22 protein-coding genes are annotated in these 22923 nt (G+C 62.3%); 19 read left to right on the top strand and 3 right to left on the bottom strand.

Annotated elements, in window-relative coordinates:
- From AUP43_RS18725 to AUP43_RS12910, 6 genes are all read left to right on the top strand, one after another.
- Nucleotides 1-100, top strand: a 100-nt coding sequence (locus AUP43_RS18725) for a copper resistance protein B (RefSeq protein WP_198154905.1), incomplete at its 5' end; no start/stop codon positions are given.
- 234 nt (nucleotides 101-334) lie between these two features.
- The gene (locus tag AUP43_RS12925; protein WP_067557750.1) at nucleotides 335-2686 is read left to right on the top strand and encodes a heavy metal translocating P-type ATPase; all 2352 of its coding nucleotides are present in this window, start codon (nucleotides 335-337) and stop codon (nucleotides 2684-2686) included.
- An 11-nt stretch (nucleotides 2687-2697) separates the two neighbouring features.
- Nucleotides 2698-2934, top strand: a complete 237-nt coding sequence (locus tag AUP43_RS19605; RefSeq protein WP_084462791.1) for a GDCCVxC domain-containing (seleno)protein — start codon at nucleotides 2698-2700, stop codon at nucleotides 2932-2934.
- A gap of 513 nt (nucleotides 2935-3447) precedes the next feature.
- A complete protein-coding gene (locus AUP43_RS12920) occupies nucleotides 3448-3651 on the top strand; it encodes a DUF2933 domain-containing protein (RefSeq protein WP_084462790.1) in 204 nt (67 codons plus the stop codon).
- A 25-nt stretch (nucleotides 3652-3676) separates the two neighbouring features.
- A complete protein-coding gene (locus AUP43_RS19280) occupies nucleotides 3677-4360 on the top strand; it encodes a hypothetical protein (protein WP_067557747.1) in 684 nt (227 codons plus the stop codon).
- A 13-nt stretch (nucleotides 4361-4373) separates the two neighbouring features.
- Entirely contained in the window at nucleotides 4374-4646 is a 273-nt protein-coding gene (locus AUP43_RS12910) for an SHOCT domain-containing protein (protein ID WP_067557744.1), read from the top strand.
- A gap of 76 nt (nucleotides 4647-4722) precedes the next feature.
- Here AUP43_RS12910 and AUP43_RS12905 read toward each other — a convergent pair whose 3' ends face one another.
- Both AUP43_RS12905 and AUP43_RS12900 read right to left on the bottom strand, forming a co-directional pair.
- A complete protein-coding gene (locus AUP43_RS12905) occupies nucleotides 4723-6093 on the bottom strand; it encodes an MFS transporter (protein WP_067557741.1) in 1371 nt (456 codons plus the stop codon).
- A 12-nt stretch (nucleotides 6094-6105) separates the two neighbouring features.
- A complete protein-coding gene (locus AUP43_RS12900; RefSeq protein WP_067557737.1) occupies nucleotides 6106-6375 on the bottom strand; it encodes a metal-sensing transcriptional repressor in 270 nt (89 codons plus the stop codon).
- A gap of 103 nt (nucleotides 6376-6478) precedes the next feature.
- Here AUP43_RS12900 and AUP43_RS12895 point away from each other — a divergent pair, with 103 nt between their 5' ends.
- The 13 genes from AUP43_RS12895 to AUP43_RS12835 all read left to right on the top strand — a co-directional run bounded on the left by AUP43_RS12895 (nucleotide 6479) and on the right by AUP43_RS12835 (nucleotide 21847).
- Nucleotides 6479-6781, top strand: coding sequence for a hypothetical protein (locus AUP43_RS12895; protein ID WP_067557734.1), 303 nt, complete (start codon nucleotides 6479-6481; stop codon nucleotides 6779-6781).
- A 108-nt stretch (nucleotides 6782-6889) separates the two neighbouring features.
- Nucleotides 6890-7564 carry a HupE/UreJ family protein gene (locus tag AUP43_RS12890; RefSeq protein ID WP_232315150.1) on the top strand — a complete coding sequence of 225 codons (675 nt, stop codon included), beginning with the start codon at nucleotides 6890-6892 and terminating at the stop codon, nucleotides 7562-7564.
- A gap of 17 nt (nucleotides 7565-7581) precedes the next feature.
- Nucleotides 7582-8247, top strand: a complete 666-nt coding sequence (locus tag AUP43_RS12885) for a transmembrane anchor protein (protein WP_067557728.1) — start codon at nucleotides 7582-7584, stop codon at nucleotides 8245-8247.
- Nucleotides 8248-8303: 56 nt separating this feature from the next.
- A complete protein-coding gene (locus tag AUP43_RS12880) occupies nucleotides 8304-9023 on the top strand; it encodes a hypothetical protein (protein ID WP_067557724.1) in 720 nt (239 codons plus the stop codon).
- A 782-nt stretch (nucleotides 9024-9805) separates the two neighbouring features.
- A complete protein-coding gene (locus AUP43_RS12875) occupies nucleotides 9806-10255 on the top strand; it encodes a chemotaxis protein CheW (protein ID WP_067557721.1) in 450 nt (149 codons plus the stop codon).
- A complete protein-coding gene (locus AUP43_RS12870) occupies nucleotides 10252-11565 on the top strand; it encodes a CheR family methyltransferase (RefSeq protein ID WP_067557718.1) in 1314 nt (437 codons plus the stop codon). The genes AUP43_RS12875 and AUP43_RS12870 overlap by 4 nt, the downstream gene beginning before the upstream one ends.
- Nucleotides 11558-12193, top strand: a complete 636-nt coding sequence (locus tag AUP43_RS12865) for a chemotaxis protein CheW (protein WP_067557715.1) — start codon at nucleotides 11558-11560, stop codon at nucleotides 12191-12193. The genes AUP43_RS12870 and AUP43_RS12865 overlap by 8 nt, the downstream gene beginning before the upstream one ends.
- A complete protein-coding gene (locus tag AUP43_RS12860; RefSeq protein ID WP_067557712.1) occupies nucleotides 12174-14303 on the top strand; it encodes a methyl-accepting chemotaxis protein in 2130 nt (709 codons plus the stop codon). Before AUP43_RS12865 ends, AUP43_RS12860 begins: the two co-directional genes overlap by 20 nt.
- On the top strand, nucleotides 14300-16591 hold the full coding sequence (locus AUP43_RS12855) for a hybrid sensor histidine kinase/response regulator (protein WP_067557708.1): 2292 nt from the start codon (nucleotides 14300-14302) through the stop codon (nucleotides 16589-16591). The genes AUP43_RS12860 and AUP43_RS12855 overlap by 4 nt, the downstream gene beginning before the upstream one ends.
- Nucleotides 16592-16593: 2 nt before the next feature.
- On the top strand, nucleotides 16594-17661 hold the full coding sequence (cheB, locus tag AUP43_RS12850) for a chemotaxis-specific protein-glutamate methyltransferase CheB (RefSeq protein WP_067557704.1): 1068 nt from the start codon (nucleotides 16594-16596) through the stop codon (nucleotides 17659-17661).
- Between the two features lie 50 nt (nucleotides 17662-17711).
- Nucleotides 17712-18488 carry a response regulator gene (locus tag AUP43_RS12845; RefSeq protein WP_067557701.1) on the top strand — a complete coding sequence of 259 codons (777 nt, stop codon included), beginning with the start codon at nucleotides 17712-17714 and terminating at the stop codon, nucleotides 18486-18488.
- 33 nt (nucleotides 18489-18521) lie between these two features.
- Nucleotides 18522-20627 (top strand): response regulator, encoded by a 2106-nt coding sequence (locus tag AUP43_RS12840; protein WP_084462789.1) that lies wholly within the window; start codon nucleotides 18522-18524, stop codon nucleotides 20625-20627.
- Nucleotides 20624-21847: an EAL domain-containing response regulator gene (locus AUP43_RS12835; protein WP_067557695.1), complete on the top strand. Its 1224-nt coding sequence runs from the start codon at nucleotides 20624-20626 to the stop codon at nucleotides 21845-21847. Before AUP43_RS12840 ends, AUP43_RS12835 begins: the two co-directional genes overlap by 4 nt.
- Before the next feature lie 460 nt (nucleotides 21848-22307).
- Here the strand turns inward: AUP43_RS12835 and AUP43_RS19275 are convergent.
- The coding region (locus AUP43_RS19275) for a hypothetical protein (RefSeq protein WP_198154904.1) at nucleotides 22308-22923 on the bottom strand (616 nt) is incomplete at its 5' end.

Raw genomic sequence — 22923 nt, 5'->3', positions numbered from 1 at the left:
CTGGAGCCGCAGCCTCGGCAACACGGCGGATTTCGCCCGCGCCGAGGGTAAGGATGTCGATAATCTCGCACTCCTGACCGGGATCAGGTTCGCTTTCTGATCCGGATTTGCTCGAAGGCCGGTGCCTCGTAGAGGGGCGCCGGCCTTTCTTCAGGACCCAGGATTTGCAACGCAATGCTGATACTCAGAAATTGCTGAAGTACGAGCTTGACCTTCCCAACGCTGGAAGCCCCACCTTGGTGGAAATGGGTACACTGCGCGTTCTGCTGCTGCGACAAGCAGCCTCAAAGCGCTGAGACGTGGCAGGGCTCCAATCCGACCAAGGGGTACTGACATGGACCATCACGGCCATCATCACCACGGCGGCCATGCGCAAGCCAAAGACAATGGCGCCCTGACCGCGACCGATCCCGTCTGCGGCATGCAGGTTGACCCTAATTCGACGAAGCACCGTGCTGCACATGCGGTGCACACCTTCTATTTCTGTTCGGCGCGGTGCCAGGAAAAATTTGTCGCGGCGCCGGCGAGCTTTCTCGGCGTTAAGCCTGCCGAGAAGGAGATAGATGCCGGCGCGATCTACACCTGCCCGATGCATCCGGAGATCCGTCAGGTCGGGCCAGGCAGTTGTCCGATCTGCGGCATGGCGCTGGAACCGGCGGAGGTCTCGCTGGAGGATGGCCCAAACCCCGAACTCGCCGATATGTCGCGCCGGTTCTGGATCGGCCTTGTGCTGACCATTCCCGTCTTCCTGCTGGAGATGGGCGGTCATCTGACCGCGCTGTCGCATCTGATATCGGCACAGACATCGAACTGGGTGCAACTGGTCCTGGCGACACCGGTCGTGCTTTGGGCAGGCTGGCCGTTCTTTGTCCGGGGCTGGCAGTCAGTGGCGAATCGCTCGCTCAACATGTTCACCCTGATTGCCATGGGAACCGGTGTCGCCTGGCTGTACAGCATCGTCGCCACTCTGGTGCCTGGCATCTTCCCTGAAGCCTTCCGCAATGCCGACGGGGCGGTTGCCGTCTATTTCGAAGCAGCGGCGGTCATCACGGTCCTGGTGCTGTTGGGGCAGGTGCTTGAACTGCGGGCGCGGGAGACGACGTCCGGTGCCATCAAGGCGCTGCTTGGCATGTCGCCGACTACCGCGCGTCGCTTGTCGGAAGATGGTGCCGAAGAAGAGGTCGAACTCGATCGTGTTCAGGTTGGTGATCGGTTGAGAGTGCGTCCGGGCGACCGGGTGCCGGTCGATGGTATCGTTCTCGAGGGTGGATCCAGCGTCGATGAATCGATGGTGACCGGTGAATCCATGCCGGTCCGCAAGCAGCCGGATGACAATGTCATCGGCGGGACGATCAACGGCCAGGGCAGCTTCGTCATGCGGGCGGAAAAGGTCGGCCGCGATACGATGCTGGCGCAGATCGTGCGCATGGTGTCCGAGGCACAGCGGTCGCGCGCGCCGATTCAGCGGCTGGCGGATGTGGTCTCCTCCTGGTTCGTGCCGGCGGTCATCCTGATCGCGTTGCTGGCTTTCGCGGCCTGGTCTCTCTGGGGACCGGCGCCGGCGATGGGCTATGCGCTGATCGCGGCGGTGAGCGTGCTGATCATTGCCTGTCCCTGCGCACTCGGGCTGGCAACGCCGATGTCGATCATGGTCGGCGTCGGTCGGGGAGCCCAGGAGGGCGTCCTGATCAAGAATGCCGAAGCGCTGGAACGCATGGAGAAGGTCGATACCGTTATTGTCGACAAGACGGGCACGCTGACGGAAGGCCGGCCAAAGGTCACCGCGATCAGGACGCAAGGCGGATTCGGAGAAGATGAACTTCTGCGCCTGCTTGCCAGCCTCGAACAGGGCAGTGAGCATCCGCTGGCTGCCGCCATCGTGACTGCCGCCAGGGAGCGGTCGCTCGATCTGATGCCGACCAGCGACTTCGATTCCCCGACCGGGAAAGGCGTGCTGGGCACTGTCGATGGACGAAAGCTGGTGGTGGGTAATGCCCGGTTCCTTGGCGAACACGATGTCGAGACCGGATCGCTTGAGGAAATCGCCGACGCTCTGCGTCAGGACGGTGCCACCGCAATTCTGGCGGCGGTTGATGGCAAGCCCGCTGGCGTCGTGGCGATTGCCGATCCGGTGAAGGACACGACGCCTGCAGCCATCAAGGCGCTGCATGCCGATGGCATCTCAGTGGTGATGCTGACAGGGGATAACAGGACGACGGCACAGGCGGTTGCCAGGAAGCTCGGTATCGACCGGATTGAGGCCGAGGTGCTGCCCGACCAGAAGGCGGCAGTGGTGAAGAAGCTCCGCGAGGAGGGGCGGGTGGTCGCGATGGCCGGCGATGGCGTGAACGATGCCCCGGCACTGGCTGCGGCGGATGTCGGCATCGCCATGGGCACGGGCACCGATGTCGCCATCGAGAGCGCCGGGGTGACCCTGCTGCGCGGCGATCTGATGGGCATCGTCAGGGCGCGGCGCCTGTCCGAGGCTACGATGCGGAACATCCGGCAGAATCTGTTCTTCGCCTTCATCTACAATGCGGCTGGCGTGCCGGTGGCGGCCGGTATCCTGTACCCGTTCCTGGGCATCCTGCTGTCGCCGATTTTCGCCGCCGCCGCCATGGCGCTGTCCTCGGTTAGCGTCATCGGCAATGCTTTGCGGCTGCGCGCCGTCAGGCTGCGCGATTAAGGAGAGGTGCGATGGCGGTGCTACAATCCACGCTCACCTGTCGGGAATGCGGGCATGCCTCCGCGGAAACGATGCCGGAGAATGCCTGTCTGTATTTCTACGAGTGTAAGGGATGCAAAAGCTTGCTCCGGCCTCTCGCCGGCGATTGTTGCGTGTTCTGCTCCTACGGCGATGTGCCCTGTCCACCGATCCAGAACGCGCGAGACGGCGGCAATGCAGGCGGATGTTGTTCCCCGGATGACGGTTGATCTGCATCAATGTGCCGGCGCTGGATCGCGTGCAAGATGTCATCGCTGAAAACGGATAGGCGTGACAGCATGAAACGCGGCTTTGCAGATATCGTGCGGATGGCGGTCCTGTGCTGCCTGTAGCTGCTTTCCGCACCGGACGCCTTTGCTGCCGCAGGCGCCCAGGGCCATGATTTTCAGCAGGCTACACACTCTGTCGTGGCGGCGGATATGGTTAGCGCGGCGACTGCTGCGCATCCCTGTGAAAGGGCCACGAACTCTGGCCTTCTCGACTGCGGATGCGTTCAGCTCTGTCTGGCATCTGGCGTGCTTCCGACTGAGCTGCGCATCGATGATGCCGGGCAGGCAGGCGTTCTTTCCGCCAGACCCTACCGGCTCGCCCGCACGGGTTACTCCCCCGCCAAGCACCCTCCCAGGTTGCCCGCTCCCGTCTGATGGTGCCTCGCGTCTGTCGCGAGGCCACGCCGCCCGTTACGCGGACGGTGTTCCCCTCATCGACAGGCGAGCAAGCATATGAAGACGAACAAAACAGGCTTTCTGAATACGCCGGCAGGCTACGCGGTCTGCCTCATGCTGGCGGCACTGGCGATCTTTCTGTGGGTCGAATACCGGCTCCAGGTTGCCGAGGCGCTGCCTCTCCTCCTGCCTCTGCTGATCTGCATTGGCCTGCATGTCTTTATGCACCGGGGCCATGGCGGGCATGGCGATGGCAGATGAACCACCTCAGGAAAGGAACAAGATCATGAAGAAATTGATCCGACCCCTCCTCATCGGCGCGACCTCGATGGCGCTTCTGTTAGCGATACATGGCACGGACATGGCCTCGCCTGCGCTGGCGCAGACCAGCGGGCAGGGCAACCAGACGGACTCTGCTGTTCCGGGTCAGCGTATGCCCGGTGCCGGTATGGTGCCAGGCATGGGGCCGGGTATGGGCGCTGGTCCCGGGATGATGCAGGGGCAAGGCATGCCGGGTGGCTGGCCCGGTGGCTGGATGCAACAGTCGCCCGGCGGACCGGATAGCGATCGTTTTCCGGGGGCGATGCCGATGATGCGGGGATGGGGTAATGGATACGCCATGCCCGGTCCGATGATGCATGGCTATGACGATCGTGGCACCTATGGCATGCGGGGCGATGGGGCGATGGGGCCTGGGATGATGCATCCCGGCATGATGGGCTCCGGTATGATGGGCCAGGGCATGATCTATGGCATGCCGGGCCGCTACGACCAGGAGATCACGCCTGACCAGGTCAGGGAGATGCTGCAGCGCCGCCTCGACTGGCATGGCAACCCGCGGCTGAAGCTCGGCGAGATCAAGCCCACCGAGCATGGTGAAATCCTGGCCGATATCGTCACCCGGGAGGGCTCGTTGGTCCAGCGTCTGGCAATCGACCGCCGGACCGGCGCCCTGCGTCAGGTCGATTGAAGGGAGAATGATCATGTGGCAGAACTGGCATCAGCCCGGCTCGATGATGGGCTATGACGGTGGCGGATGGTTCTGGGGAATGGCCTTCCATGGCCTCTCGGCCATCCTGTTCATCGCCGTGCTGGCGGTGGTCCTCACCCTTCTGTTCCGATGGCTGGGGGCAGGGCATCAGCCGCAGGCAACGACGCCGTCCGGCGGCAGTGCGCCCGATATCCTTAAGGCGCGCTATGCGCGCGGGGAGATCGACCGCGACGATTATCTGCAGCGAAAATCCGATTTGTCCTGACCGTTCGGTTAAGGCAAACGAAGGCCCGTGACCCAGGTGAATGTACCGAGGGACACGGGCCTTTTTGTTTTCTGGGTTACCGCGGCCAGACCGGGTGGTGGTCGTCGATCACCACGGCATGGCTGTGCCGCAGCGGCGCGTGACGGTGCGGGTGGCTGTGCGGCTCCGGCCCTTCCCAGCCTTCATGCTCATGCTGGTGGTGCGCGTCATGGACATGCGCATGGCTGTGCGATTGTTCGGGATGCTCATGCGGCACCACGCTGGGATCGCCCGCCGGCCAGACCAGAGCGGCGATCATTGTTCCCACAGCCGCAATCGCCGCCAGAACATAGAAGGTGGTCTCCAGCCCAAGCATGGCCCCGAGCCAGCCGGCCAGCGGATAGGTCAGCAGCCAGCAGGCATGCGACAGGGCAAACTGCGCGGCGAAGAGCGCCGGCCTGTCCTCGGCATGGGAGGAACGTTTCAGCAGCAGCCCGCCCGGCGTCTGTACCAGCGCCGAGGCTGCGCCGAGCAGCAGCCAGAGAGCCAGTGCGGTGGCGTAGGCCTGACTTGTTGCGGCAAGCGGCAGCAGGACCGCAAGGCCACAGCCGCCCGCCAGCATGACCAGCCGTGCGGACAGGCTTTCCAGCAGGCGCGGCAGGGTCAGGGCCACGATCATCGATCCCAGCCCGTAGGCGGCAAAGAACAGCGCGACATCGCGGTCGCTGCCACCGAGCGTATCGCGCACCAGAATCACGGTGTTGACGATCACCATGGCGCCGGCCGCCGCCACCGCAAGGCTGAGCGCCAGCAGGCCGCGCAACCGGGGCGTGGCGAGATAGAGCCGCCAGCCGCGCGTGAGCCGCTGACCGAATCTCGCCTGTCCCGCTGCCGGCTGCGGCGAAGGCAACAGCACCGAGACCACCAGAGCGGCGGAGGCGAGGAAGCCGAGCGTCGTGCCGACGAACAGCCAGTGGAAGCTGACCAGGGTCAAGAGCAGACCGGCAAGCAGCGGGCTCAACAGCGATTCCAGGTCATAGGCCAGCCGCGACAGCGACAGCGCCCTTGTGTAGTCACGCTCTCCCGGCAGGATATCGGGAATGGTCGCCTGGAAGGTCGGCGTGAAGGCGGCCGAGAAGGACTGGAACAGGAAGACCAGCGCATAAATCTGCCATATCTCAGTGACGAAAGGCAGCAGCAGGGCTAGCGCCGCCCGGCACAGATCGAGCGTGACAAGGAGCCTGCGCCGGGGCCACCGCCCCGCCAGCGCGCCGGCCAGCGGCGCGATGCCGACATAGGCAACCATCTTCAGGGCCAGCGCGGTGCCGAGCACCGCCCCGGCATCGGCGCCGGCGAGGTCGTAGGCCAGCAGGCCGAGGGCCACCGTGGTCAGGCCACTGCCCAGCAGGGAGAGTATCTGCGCGGCGAACAGGTGCCGGTAGATGCGGTTCGCCAGAATGTCGAGCATGACGCACCGCCTTCAGAGATAACGGGTGATTTCCTTGAATTCGGCGAGATGGTCCTGCCCGTCGCCGGCCACCGCACTGTCCAGGCAATGGTCGATATGATCGCGGATAAGGACACGCTTCGCCTCGCTGATCGCGCGCTCCACCGCGTGAAGCTGCTGGGCGAGGAGCACACAGGGGCGGCCCTCATCCATCATGGCGATGACGCTGCGCAGATGGCCTTCCGCGCGGCGCAGCCGTTTCAGGATGTCATCATGGTGATGGTGGGAATCATGTACGTTCATGAGCCGAAGATATCCCCCCTGGGGGGATTGAAGCAACGCCGTTTTCTCGATATTGTGCCGTCGTCCTGCCGCTTTGCGGACGACCGGAACTTGAAGGTTCTTCATGTCTTTTCGGCACGTGCTGGCCGCCCTGCTGGTTCTGATGGTTGCGCTTGGGCCTGTGGCGCACGGCCATGCGGTTTCCGGCGATGCCTTCACGGCGGGGCATGGGCATAGCCATGATGACGGAGATTCATCGGAACGCACGGCCTCGTCGTCGGGCGATCATGTGCATGACGCCTGGCGCCTGCAGCCCCTGACCGTCCTGTTGTTGCCGGTGTTATTCGAGATGAAGCCCGGACAGGGCGAAGCCAGCGCCTTCTCGCGGACTCCGGGGCAGCCGGAAAGACCGCCGCGCCAGCTCTGATATCGCCGTTCGCGGCCGCCCTGCGCGGCTCATCTATCCGACGATATTGGACATGACATGCATCGAAACGATTCTGTTTGGTCCCGGCCGTTTCACCGGCTGAGACCGTTGATTGGCCTGCCGGTCCTGCTGGCGGCGCTGCTGCTCGCCGGTCCGGTTCTCGCCCATGCCGTCACTGAAGGCGACAAGGGCTATATCCTTGAGATTACCGGCATCAACCTGATCCCCTTCACCTATCTGGGTGCCAAGCACATGGTCACGGGGTACGACCATCTGCTGTTCCTGCTGGGCGTCATCTTCTTCCTCTACCGGGCGAAGGACATCGGCCTCTATGTCAGCCTGTTCGCCATCGGCCATTCGGTGACCATGCTGTTCGGCGTGCTTTCCGGCATCAGCGTCAGCGCCTATATCATCGACGCGATCATCGGCCTGTCGGTGGTGTACAAGGCGCTCGACAATATGGGCGCCTACCAGCGCTGGTTCGGCTTCCAGCCCGATACCAGGGCCGCGACGCTGATCTTCGGCCTGTTCCATGGCTTCGGCCTGGCGACCAAGCTCCAGGAATATGAGATCGCCGAGGATGGGCTTATTCCCAATCTGCTGGCCTTCAATGTCGGCGTCGAGATCGGCCAGCTGCTGGCCCTGGGCGCCATCCTCATCATTATCAGCTACTGGCGGCGCAGCGACAGCTTCCTGCGTCATGCCTACACCGCGAACGTTGCCATGATGACCGCCGGCTTCATGCTGGTGGGCTATCACGTCACCGGCTTTTTCGTCGCCTGATCCAGGGAGACCGAGACATGTACAACAGCAATATGCCCAGCCGCGACCAGCTGCCCACCACCCGGCAGCTGCTGCGCTCGACTGTCATCGCCATCGCCACGGCCATCGTGCTGCTGGTGACCACGGTGCTGCCCGGCGAATATGGCATCGATCCCACAGGAATCGGCCGGGTTCTGGGGCTGACCGAGATGGGCGAAATCAAGGAACAGCTCTCCCGTGAGGCCGAGGAGGACCGGCTGAAGGAGAGCCAGCCGGCGTCCGCGCCAGCCAGTGACAAGCGCTCCGGCCTCATTGGTGCGGTGCTGGCCGAGCTGTTCCTGGCGAAGCCGGTCGCCGCTTCGGTGCAGCTCGCCCAGGCCAAGGTCGAGGAATATACGCTGACCCTGAAACCCGGCGAAGGCGCGGAAGTGAAGCTGGAGATGCGCAAGGGCGCCAAAGTGGCCTTCGAATGGAAGACGGCCGGGGGTGGCGTGAATTACGACACGCATGGCGATCCCTACGACGCGCCGCGCGATTTCTATCACGGCTATGGCAAGGGGCGTGCCTCGCCGGGCGAGACGGGCGTGCTGGAAGCAGCCTTCGACGGCCACCATGGCTGGTTCTGGCGCAACCGCACCGGCAAGGATGTAACCTTGATCCTCCGCGTGGAGGGTGAGTTCATCGCCCTGAAACGGGTCGTCTGATCCCGATCCCCCTCCCGCATCGTTGGCAAGATGCGGGAGGGGAGAAGGAGTTAGCGATGGAGCTTGTCGGGCAGGCATGGGCACTGGTTTCCGCCTGGCAGCGGGAAATCCTGGCGGCGCTGTCATCGGTCCTGCGGACCGGCGACATGCCCTCCCTTCTCGCATTGGGGGCTGGACTTGGCGCGCTGCATGCCCTGACGCCCGGGCATGGCAAGCTGGCCCTCGCGGCCTTCCTTGCGGACAGCCGGGGCACGGCCCTTAAGGGGCTGCGGATCGCGGCCCTGGCGGCCCTGATGCATGTGGCGACCGGCGCTGTACTCTATGCCGTATTCACCGCCCTGTTGCGTCCGGCAGCCAGCCTCAGCGGGCGGGGCGAGCCGATGGTGACGACCCTCGGTTATGGCCTCGTCGCCCTGGCCGGGGCGCTGATGGTCCTGCAGGCTTTCCGGCCGCATGATGCGTCGCGCCCCACCGCGTTCACCATAACGGCCGGGATTGGCGTCCTGCCCTCTCCCCTGACGATCACGGTTCTGGGATTTGCGTTGGCCCAAGCATCAATGGCCCATGCCGCCATCCTGCTCATGGCGTTGGCGCTCGGTGTCGCCGCCACGCTCGCCGCCGTCGCCCTTATGGCGGTTTTCGCCAGCCGGATTGTTGTCGGAATAGCCCGGCAACATGCCGAACGGCTGGAGCACTATGGCCGCTATCTGCAGGCCGGTTTCGGGTGTGCTGTTATCGTGCTGGCCGCGCTTGGCGGGTTTGGGGGCGTGCGCTAAGAAAGGGCGCTGCCTTCCTCATCTTTCGCCAATTCTACCCTTTCTAGCTTGCCAGAAATTGGCTTCTGGCTTGTCTTGTTCCGACGAATGTGACGCCCAAAGCAGACCGTCCGCTTCCGGCCACAGCCGTTCCTTCCTCACCCTGCTTGATGACGAACGCCTTCTGCGCGTCCGTGAACCTCGATGCCTTCATCGTCTTCCTGTCCTCTCCCAGCCAGGAAAATCGATCCGGAAAACTCTACGTCACTTCGAGGGCATTTGCCGGAGGCAGATCAAAGGGACTGCCGATCCGCGTCGCCCTCACGTCAGGACAGGCTTCCGACAAGGCCACTGCACCCGACCTGCTCCAACCCTTTCCGGCTACCTCCATCGTGGTCGCGTATCGGCGGTTGTATCGGCGTCCCGCCCTTGCCGCCAATAAGACTAAGTCTTGAAGACTAAGTTTCGGCAGCCAGCGTCTGGAGGCTTTTGCTGCAGGTCACCAGAGGATAAATCAAATACAGCATATTATTTGAATCTCTTATATTCTATATAAAAAATTGTTAAACCGAATACAATAATTTATTATTTTCCATAGATCGAGTGGATTCGAATTTTCAATGAAGTCAATGATATAATTAATAAAATATTAACCACAATATATTTGTTAAGCTTAAATAAAATAGTTGTATTGCGAGAAGGGCGCGTTGGATCGCGAAGGCTGGTTGTTTCTAAGTAGGCAAAAAATATAGACTTAGAATTAAAAGACTCGGAAACTAGCCTAAATCTTAGGGCTCTTTAAAATGCATTTAATCTGCGCGGTGGATAGAATCACTTTGGCGATGCCTGTCGCGGCGGTTGTGCGGGCGTTGCCCATGGTGGCGTTTACACCGCTGCCAGAAACGCCTGATTTTGTGATTGGCGCGATTAATCTCGGCGGTTCTCCCCTACCGCTCATCGATATGCGCCGGTATATGTTTTACAAGGAGGCAGTGCCGGCCCCGGACGACAAAATCCTTGTTATCGACCTTGTAGGACGTCAGGTCGGTATTGTCGTAGACACGACTTCAGGCGTCCAAGCCATCGATCCCGCCGCCATTTTGTCGGCAGAGGCCATCGCGCCCGGCGCGCGCCGGTTATCGGCGATCGGGGCGGCAAGCGTCGAACTAATGCTGATCTACGATCCGGCCACTTTTCTGAGCGGCGACGAGCAGGCGCGCATAGTTGCGGCATTGGAGAAGTTCGGGCCATGACGCGGACATGGCCGATAGTCCATCAGCGGGTCGCGGAGCGGCTGGGGCTCGACCTTGGCCGGCTACATCCGACCATGGTGACCCGCGCCCTCAATGCCGTTGCCGACGATTTGGGCCTCGAGTCGACCCACGCGCTGATGCGTCTCCTGACTTCCGAACCGAATCAGGAGCGCTTGTGGCCGCGTCTGGCGGCGCGCCTCACGGTGCAGAAGAGCGGCTTCTTTCGTGACCAACAGGTTTTCGAGGCGCTTGCCGTGCAACATCTGTTACCGCTCATCGCCCGCCGCGCAAAGGCCGGGCAGCGGCGGTTGCGGCTCTGGAGCGCCGGGACGGCCACGGGCGACGAGGCTTATTCCCTGTCCATATTGCTGGATGAGCTGATAGGCGATCTCGATCTCTGGGATATCGCCATCGTCGGCTCGGACCTCAGCGAGGATGCGGTGAAGGCCGCCTCGCTCGGCATATTCGGAGCGCATGTCTCCAAGGAACTTTCCGCCGACCGATTCAGGCGGCACTTCGTTCCCCATGATGGCAATCGCTTCGAGTTCGTGTCGGCGACCCGGGGCACTGTGCGCTTCGAAATCCATAATTTGCTCTCCGGCCATCCCCTGGCGCTGGGCGAGCCGCCCTACGACCTCATCCTCTGTCGCAATACACTGATGTATCTGTCGCCTGACGCCCAGGCCGCGGCGACGAAAAAGTTCGGCGCGATGCTAGGGGCTGACGGCGTTCTCGTCCTCGGCCCTGCCGAAGCTTCTCTGGGAAGCACCGCCGGACTGTCCAGCCTCGGCGATCCTTCGCACGCGATCTATCGGACAGGGTTTCCGGCGGACCAGAAGACTAAAGCGGTCGTCTCTCTCTCTTCACAGCTCAATGGAGGCAAGGAGGCCTTTTACCCCGCGCCAGTGCTTCGCCCCCAGTCGCCGGCGAAGACGACCTCCGCGACGGCTTTCTTCGAATCGGCTCCCGCCGCCGAATGGGCAGGCGACCGATCCTTCTCCCAGGAAGAGCAGGAAAAATGGCGGATGATTGGAGCGGAAGCCGAGGAGGGGGGCGATTTCAGGACCGCGGAGATGGCGCGGCGATTTGCCCTGAAGGCTAGCGGCGGCGCTTCGTTTGACCGTTTCCTGCTCGGATCCCTCCTCATGAAGCGCGGCAAGCGGGCTGAGGCGCGGGATATCCTTGTGCCGCTCCTGTCCCTCCAGGCGCCGGATGCCGCTGACGAACGGCTGCAGGCGGCCGCCTACAAACTGCTCCAGTCCGTTGTCGGACAGCCGGCTGGCGACCGCAAGGAGAGGCTGAATGGTTGAGCCGTCGAAACGCTTCGACTGGGACGCCGCCCAAAAGCGCCTCGCCGCGCTGGAGGACAGGCTGGATCCCGCCAAGATTGAGCACCCCGACGTCATCCGCCATGTATTGGAGGAGCGCGCCCGGAAATACGCCGCGCCTCCACCCGGCAAAACGGTCTCGGAAGAAGCGCTTGTCCCGCTCTTCCATTTTCAGGTCGATGGCGCCCGCGTCGCTATCGAGGCCGATGCCGTCGCCCAGATCACGCCCTATCAGCCGCCGGCGCAAATTCCCTGCACGCCGCGACATGTGCGTGGTCTTATTCACCTGAAGGGACAGCTTGTCACCGTTCTCGACCTCGCGCCGCTCCTCTGGTCAAAGGGCCAGACGCGCGACCCGCGCTGGATCGTCGGGCTAAACGCTCAAGGGGTGAGCGTTGCGCTCCTGGCCGACGGGATCGCCGGGACGCGCCCAACCGCCGTGACGGAACAGCCGAAAGCGAATGCGGAGCAACCCGGCTGGGCCACGAACATTGTCGAGGGGACCTTCCTGGTCGACATCAACCGTCTGCTGACGGATTCGCGGGTAAGGGTCGACGAGGAAACGATATCCATTACAGGGGGAGACGAGCGTGGTTCTGTTTCAGGCTGAGAAAATCAGCGTCCGGCCGCTGCTGATCGTGGCGGCCCTGCTGGCGGGGCTGGCGCCATCCATCTTGATCACGCTCGGCTCTGGCGTGGCGATTCGCGACCTGATCGGCTCGCAATCGCTGGAAACCAAGCAGATACTGGCGCAGTCGCTGGCGCGCCAGTACGAGAGTTTCCTGAACGAGCATCTGCATGGCCTTGAACAGGCCGCGACCTCGCTCGGCAAGGCACCGCAGTTCGGGCCGGAAGCCGCCCAGACCCAGCTTGATACGTTTACGTCCGTCTTCAAATCCTTCGCCAACGCGGCGAGCGTGACCGACGCGCAGGGCCAGACGATCGCCACAGCCGCCAAGGAGGCGAACGCGCTAAGCATCAACTACGCTGACCGGCAATGGTTTCAGCGGGCCCGGGACGAGCGCAAGGCCATCGCCGATCGTTCGGTCATCGCCTCACGCCGGACGGGAGATCTCATTGTGGTGCTCGCCGCCCCGGTCCTGTCGCCGTCGGGCGCTTTCCTTGGGGCCATCTCGGCCGGTCTCGATCTGCGCATCCTCCAACAGGCCGCAGAGAATCTACGCTACGGTCGCTCGGGCACCGCGCAGGTTGCCAGCATGGCCGGCACAGCTATTGTGCACAACGACAAGGAGCTGGTCAGCCGGCAATTCGACTTTTCACGCGAGGAAATCTGGGCAGCCATGGGCAACCGGAAGACCGGGCGCGTGGAGAGCTATATCGGCTTCGGCGACAAGGAGCGTTTCGCCGGTTTCGATACCGTCGACCAGACCGGCTGGCGTATCTGGGTGAGCGAGAACCGTGACGACATCGAAAAAGATGTCTGGGAATCCTATGGCGCGGTCGGCTGGTCTGTTGGCATCGCGCTGATCGTGGTCGCCTTGCTGGCTGCGCTGCTCGCCCGCTTCATCGCCAAGCCGGTCGAGACATTGACCGACACGGCCGACGACATTGCCAAAGGCGATCTGACCAAGCGCGCGGAGTTGGCCGGGCCGAAGGAAATGGTCGCTCTCGCCGGTGCCGTGAACGCGATGGCCGCCAACCTTCAGGAGAAGATCGAGACGGAGCAACGCTCCCGTCGTTCCATTCAGTCGGTGGTTCAGGAATTCGGCGCGCTGGCGGCCAAGGTGACGGAAGGCGATCTGACGGGCAGCGCTCGTATTCCCGACGATCCTGAACTGTCGGCGCTCGGTCATGGCATCAATATGATGATCCGCTCGTTGAGCGAACTGGTCGACGAGATCAAGGAGGCGTCGACCAGACTGGCCTCCGCCAGCACCGAGATCCTGGCTGCGACCAGCCAGCAGGTCGCGGCGACGCAGGAAGAATCCACTGCGGTAAAGCAGACGGCGACCACGGTCGCGGAGGTCCGCCAGACCGCCGAACTTGTTTCCAGCCGGGCGCAGAGCATGGCCGCGCTGGTCAAAAAGGCCTCCGAAGTATCGGCCGAGGGGCGCCGGTCGGTCGACGAATCCATCGCCAGCAGCGAGTTGTCCAAATCCAGCATGGAATCCCTGGCGCAGCGCATTCTGGACCTTAGCGACCATGTGCAGTCGGTCGCCGAGATCAACATGACCGTCAAAGATCTGGCGGAGCAGTCCAACCTGCTGGCGGTCAATGCCGAGATTGAGGCGGCCAAGGCTGGCGAGGCCGGCAAGGGATTCGCCGTGGTCGCGACCGAGGTGAAGGTTCTCGCCGACCAGTGCAAGGAGGCGACCGCCCAAGTTCGCGGCATTCTCAAGGATATCCAGCGCGCTACCCAGGCGGCGATGCTATCGGCGGAAAAGGGCGTGCGCGCCGCGGAGAACAGTGTGGCCATCGCGAACCGTTCCGGCGATGCCATCCGCATGCTGACGCAGAACGTTACGGAAGGGTCCGACGCGGCGCAGCAAATCCTCGCCTCCACGCAACAGCAATCCATCGGCATGGACCAGATCACCGACGCAATGGAGAACATCCAGCGTTCCACGGAGCAGACGGTGGCTGCGACATCGCAGGTCGAGGCGAGCGCGCGCGAATTGACCAGCCTCTCCTCTCGGCTGACCGAGCTGGTGACGAGCGTCAATAGCGGCGAGTCCGGACGCCTCAGAGGACGGAAATGACGAATTCCCGGCGGGAAGCCCTGCGCCAGCGCCTGCTTGAGACCTTCGCCATTGAAGCGGCGGAGCATCTTGGCGAGTTGCGGCATATTTTCGATCAGCTTGCAGCTACTGATGCAGCGGCCCTGCCGGCCTCCTTTCAGGAGGCATTCCGTGTCATGCATACGTTGAAAGGCGCGGCGCGCTCCGTCGGCCTCAAGGAAATCGAGGCTGTGGGCCATGCCTGCGAAGAATTGCTGCAGGGTATCTCCTCCGGGGTCGTCCCTTCCGACCCTGAAAGGCTGCGTCTCCTCGCCGACTCCGTCGAACTGATCGCCGCGATCCAGGCTGGCCAAGCCGCGCAGCATGAGATCGACCGGCATCTAATGGCTCTGGGGGGCACCCCGGCCATCGCCTCAACTCCCGCCTCGGCCGATGTCGGCTTTGCCGTGGAATCGCCAGTCGACAAGCAGGAGACAGCCACCGCCACGGAAGCCTCGCCGGAAAATGCGCTCGAAGCCGCTCTGGTTGTGCATTCTGTCACTGTGGATGAGTCCTCCGAACGGCAACGCCCGAAGCAGGCTGGCCCGAGGAAGGAACACCTTCCATCCCCCGGGTCCGGGCCGGCGAGGCTGAACCAGGTCAGGATCGGCGTCGGCAGGCTGGATGAGCTGATCTATCACGCCGAAGGATTGCACCAGCCGGTCACTGCGATGCAAGAACGGCTAAGCGAGGTGAAGCATCTGGTGTCGACACTGGCGAGCATCCGCCGTTCCGCCGCCGTTCCATCCCTCCAAGGCGAGGAGGAAACGGCAAGGCCCCCCGACCTGCAGGCCTGCGAACGCCAGGCGCGGGACTTCCTGAAGCGGCTATCGGCGGACCAGCATGCCCTGCGCTACAACCTGGACGCCGTCATGGATGACGCCCGCCGGCTGCGCATGGTGCCAGTAAGCAGTATATTGGAAGCGCTGCCCGACATGGTGCGCGACATCGCGGCCGCGACGGAAAAGGAAGCCCGCTGGCAGGTGTCCGGCGCCGATATCGAGATCGACCGGCGCATTCTCCAGACGCTGAAGGATCCGATCCTGCACATCGTCCGGAACGCCGTCGCGCATGGCATAGAATTCCCCGAGGAGCGCATCGCTGCCGGGAAGCCAAGGACGGGCCGCATCGTGCTGACTGCCGCCGTCGGCGAGCGCAATACCGTCACCGTCACCATCGCCGACGACGGGCGCGGGCTCGACCTTGCCGCCATTCGACGCACCGCTGTCGCCCGCGGCCTGCTGAGCGAGGAGCGCGCGGCGGCCTTGGTCGAAGCTGATATCCCCGCCTTGCTGTGGAGCAGCGGTTTCAGCACCAGTGCCTTCATTTCCGACCTCGCGGGCCGGGGTGTAGGCCTTTCCGTGGTTAAGGACCGCGTCGAGAATCTAGGCGGTAGCGTCGCCATTTCGAGCCGGCCGAACGTGGGCATGTCGATCACACTGACCCTGCCTAACTCGCTGTCGCTGCTACGGGGGCTGCTTGTCCGCTCGGGCGGGCAACCCTTCCTGATTCCCGCGACGGCGGTGGAATGCGTCCTGCGCGCGAGTACCGCCACGATCGCTGCCATCGGGGGCAGGCAAGTTCTCCGACAAGACGGCCGCGATATCCCCGTGGCCGATCTCGCGAGCGTGCTGGAATCGGACGCAAGCCGGGAGGCCCCCAGCCATTGCATCGTCCTGCAAACCGAACGGCCGGTCGCCATCCTTGTCGACACGCTGGTCGGCGTCACCTCAGTGCTGCCGCGTACGCTGGGCGAACCGCTCGATCGGGTTCGCAATGTCTCCGGCGCAACGTTGCTGCCGAGCGGCGAGATCGCCTTCATCCTGCGCGCCACCGATATTGCCGCCGGGCTGGAAGCCGGCCTTGTTGTCCGCAGGAATCCGACGGACGACACCTCCACCGGTCGGCCGGAGACCGTCCTCGTGGTCGACGATTCGGTAACTACCAGGATCATGGAGAAGAACCTGCTTGAGGCGTCTGGCTATGAGGTTCGGATCGCCAAGCATGGGCTGGACGCGCTCGACATTCTGAAGCGCGAACGCATCGATATCATCGTCTCCGATGTCGATATGCCCGTGATGGACGGTTTCGAGTTGACCAGCAGGGTGCGCGCCGACCCGGCCCTGTCGGGAATCCCGGTGATCCTGGTCACCGCCCTGGAATCGCCGGAAGACAAGCGTCGCGGCATGGATCTCGGCGCCAACGCTTATATTGTGAAATCGCAATTCGACGAAAGCCAGCTTCTCGACATCGTCCGGAGGGTCACATAACGATGGTTACGGAGCATCGCAAGATTGGCGTCCTGATCGCTGACGATTCTTTGGTCTGTCGCGAATTGCTTACGGCAATCGTCGAGGATGACGCGGTGCTGGAGGTGATCGGCACAGCGCGTAACGGCCGCGAAGCGGTCGATATGACCCACGACCTTCGCCCAGCCGTTATCTTGATGGACGTGCATATGCCGGAGATGGACGGCGTGGAGGCGACCCGTCGCATTCTCCGGGACACGCCGACGCCCGTCGTGATGATCAGCGCGAGCACGGGTCAGGCCGAGCTGGATTTATCCTTCACCGCCCTCGATTGCGGCGCTCTCGCCGCGCTGCAGAAGCCCGTATCGCCCAATGACCCGCACTTCGACCAGGTCGCGGACGATCTGTGCCGGTTGCTTCGGCTGATGGCGGAGGTGAAGGTCGTGCGCCGCCGGGATCCGTCCGCAGCGTTTCGGGAGACCCTTCCGATCCAGGCGCAGAGCGTTCCATCGGTCGTGGCGGTCGCCTCGTCCACCGGAGGGCCGACAGCGCTGCTCGATGTTTTCGCGGATACCCGGGACAATGCCGGGCCGGCGATCCTGGTGGTCCAGCATCTTGCCAAGGGATTTGCCGAAGGCTTCGTTAGCTGGCTGTCCGAACGCACCGGTCGGGACATACGCCTCGCGACGCATGGCGAGAGAATTCAGTCCGGTCAGGTCCGGTTCGCTCCAACGGGCGTCCATATGTCCGTTGGAGCGAACCGGACCCTGCAATTGAGCGGCTGTCAGCCCGGCCAGATACACTGTCCTGCCGGCGATGTGCTGCTCAGTTCGGTGGCCCGCGCTTATGGCAGTTCAGCGATGGGGGTCGTGCTGACCGGCATGGGAGCGGATGGCGCGGCGGGGTTGCTGGACATCCGCAGCGCTGGCGGTATGACAGTGGCCCAGAGCGAGGATAGCTGCGTCGTTTACGGCATGCCGCGCCGGGCGGTCGAGATAAAGGCGGCCGCCAAGGTTTTGTCTCCGCGCCAGATCAGCCAGCTGCTTGTCCGGTTTTCGAATGTCGGCAGGCCGGGAAAAGCCCTGGCATGACCGGCTGTGCGCGCAAGCATCCGAGCGCAGAAGCGAGAAGGTGACCCATCATGGAGAAAAGCCGGCTCATCCAGCGATTGATGCGAATATTTCTTGGCGAACTGGAAGAGCTTATCGATACCCTGGAAAACGGCGTGGAAGCCTTGGAACGCGCTGACCGACCCGACGAGCGGACGCAAGCGCTGGAAACGCTGTTCCGAGCGGGTCACAGCCTGAAAGGGGCCGCGCACGCCGTGGACAACCCCCGGTTCGAGAGCGCCGGCCATTACCTGGAAGGGCTTTTCGCCGGCATGCGCCAAGGCACCGCCCCCGTCGATGCCGAGACCTTGACGCTGCTTCGCGCGAAGATCGCGGCGATGCGCACGGACGCGGCCAGACTCGCCATCGACGCCCTCGCGCAAGATGTACAGCCGCCTGTCCCGGGTCGCTCCGCTTCCACGAGGCGGCATCTGCTGGTGGTGGATGATTCGCCGACCACTCGAAACATGGTGAAGGAAGCTCTCGAAACGGCGGAGTACCGGGTCACCGCTTTCGAAGATGGCCTTACGGCATGGCAATGTTTGCAGGAACAATCGGTCGATCTGGTAGTAAGCGATGTGGAAATGCCCCGAATGGATGGCTATGGGCTGATCGAGAAAATCCGCGCCGCCCCGCATTTATCGCGGTTGCCGGTGGTCCTTTTGACGGCATTGGAAAACGAGGTGGACCGCCAGCGAGGGCTGCTGGCAGGCGCCACAGCCTATCTGTTCAAGAGTGAATTCAGTCAAGTCGGCTTTTTGAGGATAATAACTCAGTCACTACAAAATAATTATAACGATAAACCATAAAAACCGACATGCGATACCAAGAGGGGTTAAGGGATGGCGCGGATACTGGTGGTAGAAGACAGCCAAACGCAAGCCGAGAAACTGAGGCTAGTTTTGGAAGCCGAGGGGTACGCCGCCGAAATCGCCTTTGATGGCGAATCCGCGCTGAAACGTATCAAGGCGGCCGATTTCGATCTCGTGATCTCGGACATCGTCATGCCCGGCATGTCGGGATACGATCTGTGCCGTACGCTCAAGGGCATTTCGGATCTGAGCCACGTGCCGGTCATTCTGCTGACCACGCGGAAGGACCCGATGGATATTTTCCTCGGCCTTGAATGCGGAGCCGATAATTTTTTCACGAAGCCCTACGACGCCGACCGGCTGATCGCCCGCATTCGCAACATTCTCTACAACAAGGCGCTGCGCTCCCGGGGAAAGCTGAAGATGGGCGTCGAGATCGCCTTGTTCGGCAAGACCTTCCTCATCAGTTCCGAGAAGGAACAAATTCTCGACCTGCTGATCTCCACTTTCGAAGATACGGTGCAGGCCAATATCGACCTTGAGAAAAGCAAGCAGGAACTGGCCGCCGCCAAGGTGAAGATCGAGGAGTACGTGTATATCCTGGAAAACAGGATGCGCGCCTCCGAGGCCATCCACCGCGTGATCGTGGAAAACGTCACGCAGGGGATCATCACCATCGACGAGACCGGCAAGGTGACTTCCTTCAATCCTGCGTCAGAAGCGATCTTCGGTTTCAGCGCCGAAGAGTTGCTCGGCGAGTGTGTCGACAAGCTGATTCCTCAATCTCGCCGTCCATCCGACCAGACCATGGCCTCGTTCCTGCGCGCCAGCCAGCGCGTCGGTCAGGGGCCCTTTGAAACACAAGGGAGGCATAAGGACGGCAGCGAATTTCCGATACGCTTATCCCTTAGCGAGTCAGTGCTTGACAGTCGGGGCCTGTTTATCGGGGTGGTGGAGGATCTAAAGAGCCAAAAAGCGATGGAGGAGCAGCTTCATCACGCCCAGAAAATGGAGGCGGTTGGCCAGCTGACCGGGGGTATCGCCCATGACTTCAATAATCTGCTGACTGTCATTCTAGGCAATTCGGAATTGCTGGTCGAAGAGCTGAAAGACCAGGAAGATGAGCGCGTCTCGGCAGAAATGATCATGACCGCCGCGAAGCGAAGCGCGGACCTGACCCAGCGTCTGCTTGCCTTTTCCCGCCGGCAGGCGCTGAAACCGCAAGTCCTGAATGTTAACGACCTTCTCACAGGCGTGGAAAAGCTGGTTCAGCGCACCCTTGGCGCGGATATCTCCATCACGGTGAATTATCAAGGCACTCCCTGGCCGGCTCTGGCGGATCCGGCCCAGCTTGAATCGGCGATCCTAAACCTGTGCATCAACGCCAGGGACGCTATGCCGGACGGCGGCAGTTTGACGATCGAGACAAGCAACACCTATCTCGATTCCGCCTATGCCGGTAGTCACATGGAGGTCAAGTCTGGTGAATACGTGCTGATTGCCGTTACGGACACTGGCGCCGGCATTCCACCGGATATTCTGCGAAAAGTATTCGATCCATTCTTCACGACCAAGGAAAAGGGAAAGGGGACGGGACTTGGCCTCAGCATGGTGTACGGCTTCATCAAGCAATCCGAAGGCCATGTGAGCATCTATTCCGAGGTCGGCCACGGCACCACGGTGAAGCTGTATCTTCCCAAGGCCTCCCAGGAGGTCGATCCAGCCGAGCCGGTCGGCGAGATTGCGCTGGAGCAGGGCGGGGAAACCATTCTCATGGTAGAGGACAACGAACTCGTCCGCTCGCATGTCGAAACCCGGTTGCGCAAGCTGGGCTACAACATCCTCACGGCCAGCAACGGCCCCGAGGCCCTGGCCATCTTCCGCGATCGGCCCGATATCGACCTGCTCTTTACGGACATCATCATGCCCGGCGGGATGAACGGGAAGCAACTTGCCGACGAAGCCCGGCGCATCAAGCCGAATATCCGAACCCTGTTCACTTCGGGATATACGGAGAACGCGATAAACCACCAAGGACGGCTGGAATCCCGCGTCTATCTTCTGAGTAAGCCCTATAGCTATGCCGATCTTGCGCGGATGATTCGCATAGCCCTGACTCAGAATGGGGGGACATGATGACAAAGGCGCAGGAGCATCAACCGCGTGGCCGTTTGCTCATTTTCGACGACGATTCCAGCGTCAGCTATACGATCGGCGCGATCGCCAGGGGTGCAGGTTTCGACAGCAGATGGGTGGATCGGTCCGCTGATTTCTTCCAGCTGCTGGAGGAATGGTCGCCGACCCATATCGCCCTCGACCTTGTCATGCCCAATCTTGACGGCATCGAGGTGGTGCGTCTGCTGGGTGAACGGCACTGCAAGGCCCATATTATCATCACCAGCGGCATGGGCGATCGCATCCTTGCGGCAGCACAGCAAGCCGGCCTGGAACAGGGCTTGCGCATGATGGGGCCGCTCCCCAAGCCCTTTAGTTCGACCGATCTTCGCTCCCTGCTCTCGGCGTCCTGGCATGACGATCTCAACAGCATGGCGACGCCGGCCTCTCCACTCTCTGCCCCTCACGAGGTGACAGAGGAGGCGTTGCTTCGTGGCATTGAGCACGAAGAATTCGTCATGTACTACCAGCCCAAAGTCAGCTGCGACACAGGAGCGCTCGCAGGCTTCGAGGCGCTCGTACGCTGGCAGTGCCCGGGGAAGGGGATCGTCATGCCGGACAGTTTTATTCCCCTGGCCGAAAGAACCGGGCTGATCGCCCCGTTGACCGAGCAGATCATAAGTCAATCCCTTGATTGGTTGTCGGCCTCATTCGCCAACGCATCGCCCTTGCTTTCGATCAACCTGTCGGCGAAATCCCTCAATCATCTCGATATCGCGGATCATTTCGCCGACCATTGTGCGCACTACGATATCTTGCCATCGCGGCTTATCCTCGAAGTCACGGAAACCTGCGCCATGACCGACGCCACGGTGGCGCTCGCGGCGCTTACGCGGCTTCGGCTCAAGGGTTTTAACTTGTCTATCGACGATTTCGGCGTCGGCTATTCTTCCCTCGCCCAACTGGCGCGCCTGCCCTTCTCCGAGTTGAAGATCGACAAGATGTTCGTGTCCTCCGCTTCCAACTCGAAAGAATCCCGCATGATTGTCAAAGGTATCGTCGGTCTGGCGCACGGCCTCGGGCTGCGGGTGACGGCAGAAGGCGTAGAGGACGAATGTACGCTCGACTTTTTACGGGATGTCGAGTGCGACTTGGCGCAGGGCTATTTCATTGGAAAGCCAATGGACACCGCAGCCGTCACCTCCTGGATGGCGCTGACATATGGAACAGCCATTAACTGACGTGCTGATCGAGGAGTTCATCCACGAACTGCATCAGTATCGTGACGGCTCCTGAATTTTACCCCAGCATGGCAAGCTAAACTAGGCCTTCTACGGGTAAGGCGAACGGCAAGCGGACGCTGAAGAAACGCCGGGCCACACGCCCGGCGTTTTTTTGGCCACTCTCGGTGGATTCACGCCCCCGCAACCAAATTAAGCCCGCAATGTCATAGACTTGCGGGCTTTGGTGTGTCTGGGGCCATAGCGGCGTAGCAAGCAGGTAAGCGGGAGGTAAGCAACAAAGCTTACCCAATTCGGCTGCCGCTGTGATCAGGGCGGGATTCGGCTATAGCCGGCGCATGACGCTGCGCCTGCCTATTATCGCCGGACCCCGTTGCCCCACTCTCTTGTGGTGATGATGCCGCCATAGTTCTTCGGCTTGCCCAGCATCGGCAGCTTCATGTCCCACATCTCTGCGGTCTCATAGGGCTTCCAGTCGATCGAGAGCGGGCGCCGCCAATCCGGGTCCAAGGTGCTCAACGGCCCGGTCAAGCGTGCGTGGGCCGATGGGGCCGCGATAGATGCTGGAGAGGTGCACCTGCTTGCCGTTGCGCCGGCAGTGCGTCGGCGCCAGCCTCTCGCCCGGCGGCGCTTTGTTGCCCGGTGGCAGCAGGCCGGGTTGGAAGTCGTCGAGAACGGCAATGAGGGCGGGGCAATCGGCGATGCGGAGTCCGAAGGTGGTGCCCGTCTTTACGCGGGTGAGGAGAAACCCCTGCAGCCGGCCGCTGCGGCAGCGCGCCCGCACCAGGCCGGCCGCCTGGGCGAGGATGTAGGGCGTGATCAGGGCGTCCTCCAGCACCGGCGGCGAGACCGGTATTTTCCAGAGCGGATCGACCCGGAGCCTGATGGCCACGCGATGCCCCTTGCCCATCAATTCGATGGCGCCGACCAGCATGTGGCCCTCGCTATCCAGCATGTCATATCCGTTGTACAGACCCTGCGTGATCCGCCGCCGCCAGCCGGCGGGATCGAACGGGGCGATCACCAGGGCGTGCTGCGCCGTCTGCGCTCCGGCAAAGGCTTCATAGGCCAGAACG

This window comes from Oceanibaculum pacificum (assembly GCF_001618175.1).
GTDB lineage: Bacteria > Pseudomonadota > Alphaproteobacteria > Oceanibaculales > Oceanibaculaceae > Oceanibaculum > Oceanibaculum pacificum.
This window is presented reverse-complemented; position numbering and strand designations above follow the sequence as displayed.